General features: G+C 61.4%; 10 protein-coding genes and 1 pseudogene. 7 read left to right on the plus strand and 4 right to left on the minus strand.

Annotated features, from left to right (window positions below):
* Nucleotides 1-7 precede the first annotated feature (7 nt).
* Together ACSPX5_RS17730 and ACSPX5_RS17735 are read right to left on the minus strand one after the other, a co-directional pair.
* Complete coding sequence (locus tag ACSPX5_RS17730; protein ID WP_439819999.1) at nucleotides 8-874, minus strand: fatty acid desaturase family protein; 867 nt, start codon at nucleotides 872-874, stop codon at nucleotides 8-10.
* Between the two features lie 67 nt (nucleotides 875-941).
* The gene (locus ACSPX5_RS17735; protein ID WP_439820000.1) at nucleotides 942-1,703 is read right to left on the minus strand and encodes a MipA/OmpV family protein; all 762 of its coding nucleotides are present in this window, start codon (nucleotides 1,701-1,703) and stop codon (nucleotides 942-944) included.
* A gap of 218 nt (nucleotides 1,704-1,921) precedes the next feature.
* Here ACSPX5_RS17735 and ACSPX5_RS17740 point away from each other — a divergent pair, with 218 nt between their 5' ends.
* The 6 genes from ACSPX5_RS17740 to ACSPX5_RS17765 are packed head-to-tail and all read left to right on the plus strand — an operon-like array spanning nucleotide 1,922 to nucleotide 9,215.
* Nucleotides 1,922-2,620, plus strand: coding sequence for an HAD-IB family phosphatase (locus ACSPX5_RS17740; RefSeq protein ID WP_169431725.1), 699 nt, complete (start codon nucleotides 1,922-1,924; stop codon nucleotides 2,618-2,620).
* Nucleotides 2,613-4,007 carry an aspartate aminotransferase family protein gene (locus tag ACSPX5_RS17745; protein WP_169431726.1) on the plus strand — a complete coding sequence of 465 codons (1,395 nt, stop codon included), beginning with the start codon at nucleotides 2,613-2,615 and terminating at the stop codon, nucleotides 4,005-4,007. Before ACSPX5_RS17740 ends, ACSPX5_RS17745 begins: the two co-directional genes overlap by 8 nt.
* A complete protein-coding gene (locus ACSPX5_RS17750) occupies nucleotides 4,004-4,885 on the plus strand; it encodes an alpha/beta hydrolase (RefSeq protein ID WP_169431727.1) in 882 nt (293 codons plus the stop codon). The genes ACSPX5_RS17745 and ACSPX5_RS17750 overlap by 4 nt, the downstream gene beginning before the upstream one ends.
* 42 nt (nucleotides 4,886-4,927) lie before the next feature.
* Complete coding sequence (locus tag ACSPX5_RS17755) at nucleotides 4,928-6,055, plus strand: GNAT family N-acetyltransferase (RefSeq protein WP_439820001.1); 1,128 nt, start codon at nucleotides 4,928-4,930, stop codon at nucleotides 6,053-6,055.
* A 6-nt stretch (nucleotides 6,056-6,061) separates the two neighbouring features.
* The gene (locus ACSPX5_RS17760) at nucleotides 6,062-7,837 is read left to right on the plus strand and encodes a sensor histidine kinase (protein ID WP_169431729.1); all 1,776 of its coding nucleotides are present in this window, start codon (nucleotides 6,062-6,064) and stop codon (nucleotides 7,835-7,837) included.
* Nucleotides 7,827-9,215 (plus strand): sigma-54-dependent transcriptional regulator, encoded by a 1,389-nt coding sequence (locus tag ACSPX5_RS17765; RefSeq protein ID WP_169431730.1) that lies wholly within the window; start codon nucleotides 7,827-7,829, stop codon nucleotides 9,213-9,215. Before ACSPX5_RS17760 ends, ACSPX5_RS17765 begins: the two co-directional genes overlap by 11 nt.
* Nucleotides 9,216-9,256: 41 nt before the next feature.
* On the opposite strand, the pseudogene ACSPX5_RS17770 reads toward ACSPX5_RS17765, so the two are convergent.
* Nucleotides 9,257-9,340, minus strand: a pseudogene (locus ACSPX5_RS17770) (disulfide bond formation protein DsbA); the annotation flags it as partial.
* A gap of 17 nt (nucleotides 9,341-9,357) precedes the next feature.
* Entirely contained in the window at nucleotides 9,358-10,392 is a 1,035-nt protein-coding gene (locus ACSPX5_RS17775) for an alpha/beta fold hydrolase (protein ID WP_169431731.1), read from the minus strand.
* A gap of 244 nt (nucleotides 10,393-10,636) precedes the next feature.
* On the opposite strand from ACSPX5_RS17775, the gene ACSPX5_RS17780 reads away from it, so the two are divergent.
* Nucleotides 10,637-16,129 (plus strand): dermonecrotic toxin domain-containing protein, encoded by a 5,493-nt coding sequence (locus tag ACSPX5_RS17780; RefSeq protein WP_439820002.1) that lies wholly within the window; start codon nucleotides 10,637-10,639, stop codon nucleotides 16,127-16,129.
* Nucleotides 16,130-16,166 lie beyond the last annotated feature (37 nt).

Consider the following 16,166-nt stretch of genomic DNA (forward strand, 5'->3'; position numbering starts at 1 on the left):
TTACGGCTCAATCCTTGCGATGAGCCACCAGAAATCCGAGGCCATGGGCCACCGGAATATCCTTCACCCCCGCCTCCCGCTGTTGTCCGGCGATCTCCCGGTGAAACGCCTTGACCCGGGTCCAGTGCATTTTCGGCCGGTAGTGATGCTCGGCGTGGTAGCCGTTGTTCATCCACAGCAGGTTGTAGAGCGGGCTGTAGGCGCTGACGCCCCAGGCGATGGGCGAATCCGGGTTGCCGCCGAAATGCTCGTAGTAACCGTTGAGCGATGACAGCGCCTGGCCCAGATACCAGAACGGCAGCAACACCAGCACCGCCCGCCAGTCACAGATCGCCAGCCCCAGATAGAACGCCAGCGCCACTCCGATCTCCACTTTGACCCAGCGCGCATCGGCGGGACGTTTGCGCTGCATCTCGTCGTAGATCGGTTTGGGGTCGTCGCGAAAAAAACTCAGGAAGGTGTAGGCCCAGGGATTCTCGGGCTGACCATCCTTGCCGCGCTGATAGATCGACAACGGATCGATGGTCTTGCCATCCGCCCCCGGCCGGTCCGAATTGCCCCGGTGATGGCGGTTGTGGATATCGCGGTAGAGGGTCTGGGAAAAACCGATGGTGACCGACAGCAGCAGGTCAAAGGCGCGGTTGAGCCACGCTGGCGTGAAGTAGGCGTTGTGGATCTGGTTGTGGGAAATGCTGTTGATGCTCCATGACAGGCTCACCGCGTAAACCAGCGCCAGCGGCACCAGTGCCCACCAGGACAACGCATGAAAGGCCAGGACCAGCCACACCACAAAGGCGAAGTGGGCCAGGCCGAGGGCGACGGGAATCAGGTCCCACAACGAATGAGCCAGCAGACGGTAAGCAGGGCGAGCCATGAAGAACATCCTGAAACAATGGGTTCGTCACGGCTGTCTGCAAAGGCCAGACCAGTTCCCCTCGGGCTTATTTGAATTTATAGGCGATCGCCATTTGCACCTCGCCTTGATTGGTATCGCCGACGCCTTTGACGATGCTGCTGTCGGCCGCCGAACCGGTCAGGTGAATCCAGCTCGCACTGGTCAAAAGCGACCATTGCGGGCCCAGAGGAAACTCGAAACTCTGGGTCAGCACGATGTTCTGCAGACCGCCGCCAGCGTTGTAGGCGCGTATGCCGGACGCCTGGGCTTCCTTGTCGCTGACACCGAAGAAGGTGTTGTTCTGCCGGGCGTTGGCGAAATGTGCAGTCAGATTGCTGCTGCCGATCACGCCGCCGCCCAGTGGATAACCGATCTCGCCACCGACCCGACCGAGTACGCCGCCCTGCCCGCCACCGCCGCCGATGGCTTGGCCAACGGAGGCAAACACCCGCCAGAAGTCGGCCGGTGCGTACTGCACGAAACCACCGGCCTCGGCCATGTCGGGCACGTCGCGCAAACCGCGCAGTTCGCCGTTGGAGGTGCGGCCCGGCAGGTAATTCACATACGGGCCGGCACTGAAGCCGTTGGTCTTCAAGGCGCTCCAGGTCAGGCCGTCATCGGTACTGAGGCTCACGTCGCCCCAGTCCAGATCCAGATACGGTATCGGCCGGGTTTCATAACGGCTGCCACTCGGATCGTGAGGCTGATAACCCAGGCCCACACCGGCCTCCCCGGTAATCCGGTCCGCCAGTGCGCTGGCCGAAAAAGCGCTCAGCACCACGAGTAAAAACAGTGTTTTCCTCTTCATGAGGCCATTCCCTTAATTGAACATGCGCGCATCAATCCCCGGATGGCCCCCACTGCGCAAGCACTCATGTTGTTTGTAGCAAGCTACAAAAATTGTAGCTTCGAATTGCCAAAGCACCTGATCGGCCCCGCCAGCAAGGGGCTGGTGGCACTTGGCACAGTCCCTGCTCTACCCCTCGGCAAGCGCACACAACGCGCTCTGACCAATAGGTAATGCAGATGATTGACTGGCATATCGTGTGTGATTTCGACGGGACCATCACCCGCACCGACGTGATCGACAGCATCCTCGAACGCTTCGCCGACCCGAGTTGGGAAACGATCGAAAACCAATGGCTGGCCGGTGAAATCGGTTCCCGTGAATGCCTCAGCCGCCAGCTCTCGCTGGTCAAGGCCACGCCCGGCCAATTGCTGGAGTTCTTCGACAGCATCGAGATCGATCCGGACTTCCCCGACTTCGTCGACCACGCCATCGGCCTGGGCGCTTCGTTCGAAGTGGTCAGCGACGGCATCGAGCAAGGCATCGCGCGGATCCTGTCGCGCAACTACGTGACCCTGCTGCCGATTCTCGCCAACCGCCTGCGACAGCTCGATCACGAAAGCTGGCGCATCGACTTTCCGCATTCCAGCGACGCCTGCCGCGCAGCGTCCGGCAACTGCAAATGCAAATCCACGCCGGGCAACAAACGGGTGCTGGTGATCGGTGATGGCCAGTCCGACATGTGTGTGTCCTCCACCGCCGACTTCGTTTTCGCCAAGGGTCGCCTCGCCGAGTACTGCGAACGCAACGCGATCCCTTACGCCCGCTTCGACAGCTTCGCCGAACTCCCGGCGCTGCTGGCCCTGCTGCCAAAGGCCAGCGCCGCCAACGCCACCACTTTCAACACAGAAACCCAGGAACTCTTCCACCATGTCTGATATTCGAATCGCTACCCAGGAAGACCAGATTCTTCTGGAAAAAGAAGCCAAGTACTGCTCCTACGGCGACACCGTTCACTACATCGAACCGCCGCGCATTTTCAGCCGCTGCGAAGGCTCCTATGTCTGGGACACCGAAGACCAGGCCTACCTCGACCTGCAAATGTGGTACTCGGCGGTCAACTTCGGTTACGCCAACCCGCGCCTGAACAATGCACTGAAACAGCAGATCGACACCCTGCCGCAGATCGCCAGCCAATACCTGCACAAAGGCAAGATCGAGCTTTCGGAAATGATCGCCGTGGACGCCAAGAAGAAGTTCGGCCTCGACGGTCGCGTGCACTTCAACGTCGGCGGTTCGCAGTCCATCGAGGACTCGCTCAAAGTCGTGCGTAACGCCAGCAACGGCAAGAGCCTGATGTTCGCCTTCGAGGGCGGTTACCACGGTCGCACCCTCGGCGCCTCGTCGATCACCTCCAGCTACCGCTATCGCCGCCGCTACGGCCACTTCGGCGAGCGCGCCAACTTCATTCCGTTCCCGTATCACTTCCGCGGCCCGAAAGGCATGACCAAGGAAGAATACGGCAGCCACTGCGTGCAGCAGTTCGCCCGTCTGTTCGAGACTGAATACAACGGCGTCTGGGACCCGAAAGTCGGCCAGAGTGAATACGCCGCGTTCTACGTCGAGCCGATCCAGGGCACCGGCGGCTACGTGATTCCACCGATGAACTTCTACAGCGAACTCAAGCATGTGCTGGACCAGCACGGCATCCTGATGGTGGTCGACGAAATCCAGATGGGCTTCTATCGCACCGGCAAGCTGTGGTCGATCGAGCACTTCGACGTCAAACCGGACGTGATCGTTTTCGGCAAGGCACTGACCAACGGCCTCAACCCGCTGGGCGGCATCTGGGCCAAGGAAGAACTGATCAACCCGAAAGTCTTCCCGCCTGGTTCGACCCACTCGACCTTCGCCTCCAACCCGCTGGGTACCGCCGTGGGTCTGGAAATGTTCAAGATGACCAGCGAAGTCGACTACGGCGCGATGGTCATGGCCAAGGGCAAATACTTCCTCGAAGGCCTGCAGGACCTGCAGAAACGCTACCCGATCATCGGCGACGTCGATGGCCTGGGCCTGGCCCTGCGCTGCGAGATCTGCGCCCCGGACGGTTTCACCCCGGACAAGGCCACCCTGGACTTCATGGTCGAGGAAGGCATGAAGGGCGACATCGAGATCGACGGTCGCAAACTGGGCCTGATCCTCGATGTGGGCGGTTACTACAAGAACGTGATCACCCTCGCGCCATCGCTGGAAATCAGCTACCCGGAAATCGACCTGGGCATCGCCCTGCTCGACCGTCTGCTGGCCCGGGCGATGAAACGATGAACGCGGCCGGGATCGATCTGGGCGAAGGCGACGCCGGTTTCGTTCTCGGCACAGGGGAGGTCGCGGTGTTGTTGATCCACGGCCTCACCGGCACCCCGACGGAGTTGCGTCGGGTCGCCGTGGGACTGGCCAAGGCCGGTTGCACGGTGTATGTGCCGACCCTGGCCGGACACTGCGGCGGCAATGCCGACCTGCAGGCCACCGGCTGGCGCGACTGGTACGAAGGCGTGCGCAAGACCTTCGTCGGCATTCGTCGCCAGCACAGCAAGGTGTTCGTCGGCGGTCTGTCGATGGGGGCGGTGATGTCGATGTACGTGGCGTCCGAGCATCCGGGCCAGGTGGCCGGGTTGCTGATGTATTCCACGACGCTCAAGTACGACGGCTGGAGTATCAACAAACTGGCGTTCCTCACGCCGTTGCTGATGAAAATCCCGTTCGGCGTGCACATCTGCAAGTTCGAAGAAAAACCGCCCTACGGCATCAAGAACGAGCGCCTGCGGGCCATCGTCGAACGGCAGATGAAGGAAGGCCACAGCAGTGAGGCCGGCCTGTTGACCATGGAGGGTGTAACCGTGCGCGAACTGCACCGGATGAACGCCGTGGTACGCAAGCGCATGCCTTCGATCACCGTCCCGGCACTGGTACTGCATTCCATCGAGGACGACATCACCAGCCGCTGGAATGCCGACTACGTGGAACGCAAGCTCGGCGGTGAAGTGGTGAAGATCCTGCTGGACGACTGTTATCACATGATCACCGTCGACCTGCAGTACCGGCGCGTCGTTGAACTGAGCGTGCAGTTCATCAACAACCACCGCACCGACCTTGCGCTATCCGCTCACTCCCTGCCAACCGAGGAATACCGGCAACGAGCGTGAAGCGACTGCAAAACGACATGCCATGCCGGTTAAGGAAACGACGTGATCACGGCCCAAGCCTTTTCAACCATCGAAGCGATTGATCGCGACGCGTGGAATGCCTGCTTTCCCGAGGAGCTCGAAGACTGGGCCTACTATCGTGCCGTTGAACAGGCCGGCATCGACGGCTTTCAGTGGCGCTATCTGGCGCTGTTTGAAAGCGACCGGCTGATTGCGGCGGTCGTGGCCTTCACCACGGCTTATTCGCTCGACACCACTCTGCAGGGCACCGGCAAACGTTTGAGCCAATGGCTGCGCAGTTGCTGGCCGGGGCTGTTCGACATTCGCCTGTACGCCCTCGGTTCGCCAGTGGCGGAGCAGTGCCACGTCGGCACCCATCCGTCTATCGTTCCGGCACGCTTGCCGGAACTGTTCGCACGTCTGCTGAACCTGGCCCGTCAGGATGCGGACCAGGCCGGGGTCGGCCTGCTGGCCGTCAAGGACGCTTCCCACCGCAATCCACAATGGCTCCAGGCCTGCCGCGAGGCCGGTTTGCAAAGCATGCCGGGATTGCCCGGTGCCGAGCTGCCGATCAAATTCGCCTCGGTCGACGCCTACCTCGGCACCCTGGGCAAATCCACCCGCAAGGACCTGCGCCGGACCCTGCGCGGCTCAGGCCCGCGAATCGAATGGCGACGTTCGGTGGACGACCTGCTGCCGACCATGATGCGGCTTTATGAAGCGACATTGGCGCGCAGCGACCTGGCTTTCGAATGCCTGCCAGCGGCCTATTTTCGGCAAGTGCTGGAACACCTCGACGAACGTGCCGCCTGCGTCCTGTACTGGGTCGGCGATGAGCTGGTCGCGTTCAATCTGGTGCTGCTGGACGAACAGCGGCTGGTGGACAAGTTTTTCGCCCATGATCTGGCCCGGACCCGCGAGCACAAACTGTACATGCGCAGTTGGCTGGCCAATGTCGGCTACTGTATTGAGCACCGGATTCCGATCTACGCGTGCGGTCAGGCCGGTTATGCCAGTAAGCTGCGCCTGGGTTGTTCGTTCATCGGCAACACGGTGTTTTTCCGCCATCGCCACCCCGTACTCAATCACCTGCTGCGGCTGGTCAAGATTTTCATCCGTCCGGATCGAACCGATCCGGCCATGGCGACCGCGATAAGCGAACAACAATAAGCGAGCATGATGAGCAAAGACCGACACGCCACCGCCCGACCCTTCGCCCTTTCCGGCTGGAGCCTGCAACGCAAACTGGTGTTGGCGTTCTGGCTGGTCAGCGTGATTCCGACCATGATCGCCGCGGAACTGGCGGCCACCACCCTGTCGCAGATTTTCGACAGCAACGTGCGAATCTGGCTGCAGGAGTCGACCAAGATCGTCGAGGACGAGATCCGCGAGATCGTGCGCGACAATGCCCGCGCCGCGCAGTTGTTCCTGCGCTACACCCGTCCGCCAACGGACCGCCAGTCGGCCCGGCGCGACAAGCTCACCTCCGACATCGCCGACTCCATGGGCATCGATGTGGTCGCGCTGGTGCGCAACAGCGATCACAAAGTGGTATTCAGCACCGCCGCCGATGACATCGTGCGGCAGATCAGCACCGCGCCCAAAGCCGTGCTGCAGACCCTGCAGGTCGGTGGTGTGGCGACCGGCGCCGTGGTGTCGACCTTCGAGAGCGATCAGGACGGCACCGACTATAAACTGATCGTGGTGACCTACCTCGACAACAGCTTCCTCACCAGCGTCGCCGACGTACATTCCCTGGACCTGCGTCTGTACCTGGCCAGAGACGCCGATTTCTCCGAGATCTTTTCCACTCAGCGCTTTGAAGATCACCCGGTAATCGTTCCGGAAAACATCGAACAGCAACTGCGCAACACCAAACAACCGATCGAGCAGTCGACCAAGCGCTACAGCGGCATCTACCGACCGATTCTCAACGAAAACGGCGAGCTGCAAGGTGTGGTGTTCAGCGGCCTGCTGCGCCACACCACGCTGGTCGGGCTGGTCAACCAGAGCAATCTGTTCATCCTGATCTTCATCCTCAGTTCGGCGGCTTCGCTGGCGGTGGGCTGGCTGGTATCGGAGCGCATGACCAAACCGTTGCGCGGCCTGGCCAAAGGCGTGCAAGCGGTGATCGCCGGGGATTACCGTCAGCGCCTGCCGGTCACCGGCGGCGATGAGCTGGCGGAGCTGAGCAGCATCTTCAACCACATGAGCGAACGCCTCGGCGAGTTGCAGCACCTGGAGTCGCAACTGCGGCGCCGCGACCGCCTGCACGCGCTGGGCGAAGTGGCGATGGGCCTGGCCCATGAAATCCGCAACCCGCTGGGCATTATCAAGACAGCCACGCAATTGCTGCACCGACGTGCCGACCTGCCGGAGACCGACAAGCGTCATCTGGAATATGTGGTCAGTGAAGTCAGCCGCATCAACGACCTCATCACTGAATTTCTCGACTTCGCCAAACCCAGTGCGCCGCTGCGTTCGACCCAACTGGCGCGGCCACTGGTGGATGAGCTGGTGGGTTTCTGCGCCCCGGAGCTTTCCAGCCACAACATCGATGTGCAGATCGACGACCGCGCGCCGGGTGCCACCGTGTATGCCGATGCGCGGCAACTCAAACAGGCGGGCCTGAACCTGATCGTCAACGCCATCGACGCCATGCCCGAGGGCGGCCGCCTGACCCTGGGCATCGCCAGCGACGAGCACAATACGGTCATCAGCATCAGCGACACGGGCCAGGGCATCGAAGCGGACATGCTTGAACGGATCTTCACACCGTTCGTCACCACCAAGGCGTCCGGCACCGGGCTCGGTCTGGCCAAAGTCTTCTCGATCATGGAAAACCATGACGGACGCATCGAATGCGTCAGCGAAAAAGATGCCGGAGCCACCTTCAGCCTGTACATTCCGGCCAACGGTGAAGATTTCGACGAGGACAGCGATGACGCATAACGTACTGGTGGTGGACGACGAGCCCAAGCTCTGCGACCTGCTGGCATCGGCCTTGAGTCAGAACGACATTGCGGTGTTCACCGCCGGCAACGGCCTGCATGCGCTCAAGGTGCTGGAATCCGAGGACATCGATCTGGTGATCAGCGACTGGCGCATGCCCGGCATGGACGGCCCGCAACTGCTGGCGGAAATCAAGAACCGCTTCCCGCAGTTGCCGGTCATCGTCATGACCGCCTACAGCACGGTGAAAAATGCCGTGCAGTCGATGCGCAACGGCGCCTTCGATTACATCGCCAAACCGTTCGACATCGATGAGCTGGACATCACCGTCAGCAAGGCCCTTCAGTTTCGCGACATCCTCAAAGACAACCTGCGCATGCGCGCCGAACTCGACGAACACCAGCAGATCGACAGTCTGGTGGGCGACAGTCCGAGCTTTCGCCGGGTCTTGAGCGCGATCGATTCGGTGCGCGAAAGCAACGCCACCATTCTGCTGACCGGCGAAAGCGGCACCGGCAAGGAAATGGTCGCCCGGGCCATCCACAAGCATGGCAATCGCGCGGATAAACCGTTTGTCGCGGTCAACTGCGCAGCAATCCCGGAAGGGCTGCTGGAAAGTGAAATGTTCGGCCATCGCAAAGGTGCGTTCACCGGTGCGGTATCGGACCGGGTCGGGCGCTTCCAGCAGGCGGACAAGGGCACGCTGTTTCTCGATGAAATCGGCGAAATGCCGCTGGCGCTGCAAGCGAAAATCCTCCGCGCCTTGCAGGAACGCATCATCGAACCGGTCGGCGATCCGCGCGAGCGCAAGGTCGATGTGCGGGTCATCGCCGCGACCAACAAGAACCTGCTGGACGCGGTGGCCAACAAGGAGTTTCGCGAAGACCTGTATTACCGCCTCAACGTGTTCCCGATTCCGTTGCCGGCCTTGCGTGAGCGGGTCGAAGACATCGCCCCGCTGGCCCGGCATTTCGCCCACACCCTGGGCACCGCGGCGGGCAAACGCTTTAGCGGTTTCAGCGCCGAGGCATTGCAGGCGATGACTCGCTATTCGTGGCCGGGAAACATTCGTGAGCTGCAGAACTGCGTCGAACGCGCCACCATCGTCGCCTCCGGCACAGTGATCGAGGAGCACGACCTGCCGGCCTATCTGTTTGCCTCACAGCCGACCGAGCCCGGCGCTCTGGTCGCCGAAGGCAGCGTGCCGGCCGACCTTGAAGCGGCACTGGCAGAGGTGGAAAAAGCCTACATCCTCGCCGCCCTGGCGCAGAGCAACGGTGTGCAGGCTGCGGCGGCGCAGTTGATCGGGATTTCCGAGCGCAGCTTCTGGTATCGCCTGAAAAAACTGGGGATTCACGTGGACAAGATCGTCCGCTGAGCAGGATTCCCGGGCCGAGCCCGGGAATCTTCACGGCCTCGATTCACCGTGCCGCCCTTCGCCTCGCTCATGATCTGCCGGACCGCCCCGACAAAGGTATCCACCGGCTGCCCGGTGGTCAAAGACCTGCACGATATACCCGCTAGAGCAGGTTGCGCTCGCCCACCGGTTCGATCTGCGCCCAGTGCGAAGTGTCTTCACGGTGTTGCTGCAAATACGGCAACACCGCCGCCAGCAACGGCGCCTTGAACGCCTCCTGGAAGCGATGGGCCAGGCCCGGGATCAGCTTCAACTGGCTGCCACGAATGTGCGCTGCCAGGTGTACACCGTGCATCACCGGCAGCAGCGGGTCGGCCGTGCCGTGTACCACCAGGGTCGGCACCCGCAATTGATTGAGCAATGCCACCCGGCTCGGTTCGGCAAGGATCGCCATGATCTGGCGCTTCACGCCTTCGGGATTGAACGCCCGGTCATAGGACACCGCCGCCTGATGCAACAGCACCTGACGATCATCGGTAACCATCGGGCTGCCCAGCGCCGCCAACAGATCCGCCTGTTGCTCCAGCGCCACTTCGCGGTTGGGTGCGCCACGGCGCGACAACAATTGCACCAGTGCGGCGCTCGGTGCCGGCAAGCCTTCGGCACCGGAACTGGTCATGATCAGCGTCAGACTCTCGACCCGCTGCGGTGCCATTGCCGCCAGGTGCTGGGCAATCATCCCGCCCATGCTCGCGCCGAGCACGTGGAATTGCTCGACGTGCAACGCGTCCATCAGGCCCAGTGCATCGTCGGCCATGTCGGTCAGGCTGTAAGGTGCCGCCACCGGCAGGCCGAGTTTGTAGCGCAGCACCTCAAACGTCAGGTTGGCCTCGGCCGGTGCCTGGCGCCAGGTCGAAAGACCCACGTCGCGGTTGTCATAGCGGATCACCCGAAAGCCCTGCTGACAGAGGGCGACCACCACTTCGTCCGGCCAGTGGATCAACTGCCCGCCCAACCCCATCACCAACAGCAATGCCGGATCCGACGCACGGCCGATGCTCTGGTACGCCAGGCTCACCTGCGCCAGATCGACCCGTTCGGTCGGTACATTGACGTCGCAACGCGACGCCGCATAGGACGCCTGCCCGAAAAAAACCGCGGCCAACAACGCCGCGATTGCAAAAATTCCCTTGAACATGAAAAACACCGAAACGCAGAACCCCAGTAGAGCGCGAGTCTGATGAAGTTTGTTCAAGCGCGCTGCCACAGTTCGATGACAGTTTGATGAAGAGTGCCGAGTGGTCGGTTGATCCCGATAAACATGCACCACCCTCCGTCTGACCATTGCTCTTGAATAGCTCATGAATGAGCGGATCCGCCGCTCTCTGCCTGAGCCTGTCGTCATGGTCGAACGATCCTTTTTAGAAAGTCCCCCTCCCCCGTTGTACACGCTGCCCGGCTTCGCCAGCCTGCCCGTCTCTATCGATGAAAGCCTGCTGCAAGGCGCGGCAGTCCGGCGGCGAGCCTGCAGCGAAGGACTGCGCCAACTGTGCGCCGGCGTTCCCTCGGTTCGCGATACCCTTGACCGGTTGCTCCACGAGAAACTGGGTCTGAACGGCCAGCAGTGCGGTTTGCTTTTTCACCCGACAAATGGGCATGCACAGCGTTTTGTCAGCCTCACGGCGGCCTTTGCCTTTGTCGTTCAGCACCCGCGACTGGAGGAATGGCTCGACAACCGATGCCGGTTGACCGGTATGAACAACGCCCATGCACTGTCGGCACTCACCCCGTCGCAACTGCTCGCACAAATCAAAACCCTCGAACCGGCTTTGGCGCTTGATGAGCGTTGGCAGGCTTACTGGAGATCCCGCGCCCCGGGCACGCCTCTGTCCCGTCGGGACCAGGCCGACCGCTTGTACCGCGGGCATATCGAGGCGTCCGCGCAAATGGCCTTTGCCCGGCGCACGGTAACGGCCCAACAGCTGGAACCCCTGTGGTCGCTGATGGACGGGACGCCAACGCGCAGCGGTTCAGACGATACTCTGCGCATCGAACTGCCGACCCTGCGACTGCACAACGGCGTGCGGGTAAAACCGGCGGCTGCCTGGGTCATCAGCCGCGCAGACGACGCCGCTCACTTGCTGTACGCGCCCGGCCAAGCGGATGCGATCCAGGCCTTCGCCCGACGCAGTGACGTGCAGACTCGGCTGGCGCTGCGGCCCTACGTGCCCGCCGGACTGCCGGTCGAGAACCTCCAGATCGAATATGTCCCCGCCGGCCGCTCACTGACGATGGTCTTCAATGAGTGGCTGTCGCAGCAGCAAATGGCGCAAATCACCGCCCTGCGCAACGGATCGGACGGCAAACGCGGCCTGGCTGAACATGGCCCCCGTTCGCTGGATGTTGCCGAGCGAATCGACCGACAGCGCAGCCTCGCCATCTTCAGCGCACCTCCCGGCCTGGACAGCCCTGTCCCGACGCAGGAGAACGAAGACGAACCATCATTGTTCGGCGACCTGCATGCCGATGTTTCCAGGTCCCTGCGACAGGCTGCCGTCAAGCGTGAATGCGATGCACTGGAATCAGTGCCTGACGGTGAAGCCCTGCAATCGTTCAGAGCGCTGCAAACGACGCAGGAAAACGCCGAACAAGCCGCCGACCTCGCCGCAAGGGCGTTGCTCTACCGCGAGCGAACACTGGACGTCACCACGTTCAATCGGCAGTTTACCGCGCTGCACAACGCTCACAGGCAAGGGCTGCTTGCCGAAGCGCAGATGCAACGGGCCCTGAATCAGATCAGCGTTGAAGAACACCGTCTGCTCACATCAATGCTGGATACACCCGACAGCGCCGATGCCGATTTCGTAGCGGTCAGCCTCAAGCTGTCACTGACCGCGTCCGTGGAAAACAAAACCCTGGTCAACCATCAAGAGATCAATGGCCCATTCGTGCTGATGCGCAGGCAACCCCGGCCAGTCTCCACACAAAGTCTGCTGCTCTACTGGCCCGGCAGCGGCGGTGGCCTGCAACGGTTCGCCGATCTTCAGGCCCTTGAACAGCAACTGTTCAAACTGCACGCCAGCACAGGCAGTCAGGTGCTGGAGTTGATACCTATTCCAGGCGATCCGCTGCACTACGCGTTGAATCAGTTGACCGGCGAGTTCGAAACCCGGGCAGCCACGATTCGCCAACGCTACAGCGAACCGTTACAGGCCCGACACCGTGCAGATGATTTGGAACACCTGCGCAACCAGACGCTTGCCCTTCTACAAGTGCCGATCCACGCAGCCCGACGCCAGGCCCTGGCCTTTCGAATGGATCAGCAACGCAGCGCCATCCTCGCCACCCAAATGCCTGACTGGCTGCGCGACCTGCCAGACACCGAACGCAACCCCCTCAAGGATTTGATCCAGGCCTGGATCGGTGCGATGAACCGGAGTCACGAATTGCTGACCGTCACATTGCCGCCTCGCGAGGATTTCACCCGCCAGCGTCTGCATGAACGGCTGCGCCGGGACTTTTCCCTCAAAGGGTATTTTTCGGTGCATCTGAACCTGCCGGATTCGGTGGCACTGCAGAAGCAGACATTCAACGCGCCCGGCGCTCCCGGCACCCCTCAGAAGCTGGTGCCGGTACCCAGCGCAACTCGCAGCAGCCTGTCGCTGGAGGCCCTGGCGCAACTCAATATCGACAACACAGCGTCGATGAATCTGGAACCTTTGCTGATGCGTCTTCGCTTCATGCAGGTTGAAGTCAGTGCCAGCGACGACCGCGACCACTCGGCGCTGGTTGCAGGGATCACCCTTCCCTACCTGCGCAGGCTGCTGCCGGAACTGGACCTGCCCAAGGCCTACGAGCAACTGATCTACTCCACCTTCAAAGGCACGCCCGACGAGCCACCCTACCGACGCGAATATCGTCGGGAATGCCTGCTCGAACCCTGGCGCCTGATGCTCAGGCTGCAAGGTCGATGCGCGTGGTTGCAGCATCAGATCGACACGCCTGCGCTGCACATCCTCGACACAGCCATCGATGCCGACACCGACGACGCCTGGAACAACGGTGACCGACGCATTGTATTGCGCCCGGCGATCCTGGCCGCCGGTGGCACGGACACACCGGGCGAAGGGCCCGCTACGCTGTCCGGGGTGACGTTTATCGAGGAACAGGCAGGCGGCACGACGTTGCTGTACCTGCCGGATGCTCCCGACGGCCGATTCCTGCGTGTTTACGACAGCCTCGAAGCGGCTCGCAAGGATCTGTTCCAGCGCTGCAGCCAGGACACGATGATCCGCTATCTGGCCGGCCGCGCCGTGCAGGGCAGCGTTCGTGCCCACGAAAACCGTATTGCCCTGGCCGTGGAAAGACGCTTTGACGGCATGATCGGCGTCGGGCTGAAATGGCCGTCCACCACGTCACTTGCCGCACACCTGCTGGACGCTCATATGGGCCGCCTGATCGAGGCCCATCGTGGTACATCGCGCTCGAATGAAGCGCTGTATCTGGAGCGCTACGCTCTCAATGGTCCCCGGGTATTCAACTACCTGAAAATGGCCTTGGGGCTGGTACCTTTCGTCGGCACGGCGTTCGCGCTGTATGACGCCTGGAGTGCCGCCAACCAGGCGGTCGCGGCGTTTCTGCGGGGCAAGGTCGGCGATGGACTGACCGAGATCGAATCACTGTTGCTATGCCTGATCGACGCTGCCATCGATCTTGTGCCCGGCGCTGGTGCGGCGCTCAAGGCCCGTTCGGCGACCCGCAACCGCCTGCTTCGGAACCTGGCGACCGACTCCGCTGCGCTGACGCTGAGAAATCAACACCAGGCGCGGCGCATCGTCGAACGGTTCGCCGGTTACGAATATGAGTCGCCCCTCTCGCTGGCCGGTCTGCAACCGGTCGACAGTGGCCTATGGCGAAACATCTACCGGCATGCAGACGGGGATTTCATCGTCCGCCAGGGCCGGATCTACCAGGTCGAATGGAGTCATGACTCTCGCAACTGGCGTCTGAGCGGCACCGCCCGGAAAACCTATAAGCAACCCATCGCTCTGGACGAGGCTGGTGAGTGGGACACCTGGTTCGGTGTCTACGGCACCACGTTCGAGGGCGGTGGCCTCGGGGGTGGCAGCGTGCTGGGGCACATGGCCGATGCCCTCGACCCGGTCTGGCCGCAGGCGATACGTAACCGCCTGCCACGCTGGTGGATCGATCGCACTTATCGATTGCACCATCGACTGACCCTCGAATGTGACAGCTTGAGCTCTCGTATCGATGCTCAGGTTCGACGAAGTGATGTGGTGATCAACACCCACTACGAGCACCCCGATAATCTGCTGTTCAGAATGGCGGCAGAAAAATGCTGTCGAGATGACATTGCATTGGCCACCCGGCAATTTCAGACAGTGGCCGAACTGCGCGCCCTTTCTCACGGCAACAAACTGCGTGCGCTGCTGGAGATACAGAGCCACGACGCCACACTGATCACCGACCGCCTCAAACACCGGGCGCTGATCACCAATCATCGCATCCGCAAGAAACTGGATGAGCTCGATGCACGGCACGACGTCCTCGATGCGTTACCTGCGGACTCGATCGAGGAACGATTGAGACAACTCCAGGACATGCACCGGATTCGTCTCGAAATCATCGCCGCTATCGAGGACGTCGAAGGACTGATGAGCGATCTCAATCGTTGGTTCAGCCTCGTCACCGCTCGAACGGACAGGGCCAAACTGGGGCCGATGATCACTGACATGAACAGTCGCATGACCGATTTCAATCTGGGATACATCAAGACTTCGCAGCGCCTGGAAACGGTCAAGAACTTCGAAAACACCGGCGAAGTATCCTGGCGATATCTGCAGGAAAGGGCCTGGCAATTGCGTGTCGACATGGACCGGGCGCTCTTTACGCAGTTCAGCCTGTCGGAGGTCAGCGCCACGCGGGCACAGCGCATGCAGATTCTGACGGACTGTCTCGACACCTATGCAAGATATGGCCGGGAAATGAACCAATGGACCGCCAGTTACCCGCAGTACTTTCACATGGAGGAGTTCGAACCGTTGATGGCCGGCGTGGAGGTCATGGCCGAGCGGGCCAGAAAGGCCATCGACCATCCGGTGCCCCCGCGTACTGGCGGGCAAGGCAACAAGAAGATCTTTCGCACCGAAGACGATCAGTGGCTGATCGGTGTGGAGAACTGGGAACTCAGAACCCGCAAGCGGCAATTCGTCCTGAACCACGGCAAGGCCGGGGAGGAAGTCTGGGAACAGACGGGCAATGGCCGGTATCGCCTGTTGACGATGCAGCCGTCGCAACCGGTTGCGACCCGCCATCTCCCGTCGCTGCTGGCCGATGCCCGCAAGCGGCTTGATGGACAACCGGCCTATCAAGCAAAAGTGCAGACCTATGCCGAACGCGACATGCTCCCGGTGGATCTGGAACACATGATGATCAGCGAGGCCGATGACTTGTCGCGCCGCGCCAGAGATATCGAAGCCCTGTCCGCCGAGCATCCGGTGATCGAAGAACTGGACACCATGGCTGCCCGATTGCGCACTCAAGGACGGCAAATGCGCACCCGGCAGACTCTTGCAAGCCGAAAACCCACCGATGGCATGCTCGAAGACCTGCTTCGGCAAAATGCCGTGGAGGTCCGCAAGATTGCGCTGATGAAGCAACTGCGCAATCGCGCCGACGGCCGGCCAGACTACCTGCAGGAATACGAAATTCGCGATTTGAGCATCCAGCCGCCCCGTCTGTTGTGGTATGCACACTTTCACTACAGCAAGGCCAGGCCCCGGTTCGGTGAGTTCGAAAAAGCCCATCTGAAACTGCCGGAGCACCGTGGCAAAACCCATGCTGACGATCAAACGTTGCCGTACGCCGACATCGGCAAGCGGTCGCCAGTGCTGCCCTGGTTCGAAGCGCTTTGAAACGACACAGGGAGCGATTCACCGCTCCCTGTCTCTT

Source organism: Pseudomonas sp. HLG18, from assembly GCF_051903985.1.
GTDB lineage: Bacteria > Pseudomonadota > Gammaproteobacteria > Pseudomonadales > Pseudomonadaceae > Aquipseudomonas > Aquipseudomonas fluorescens_BT.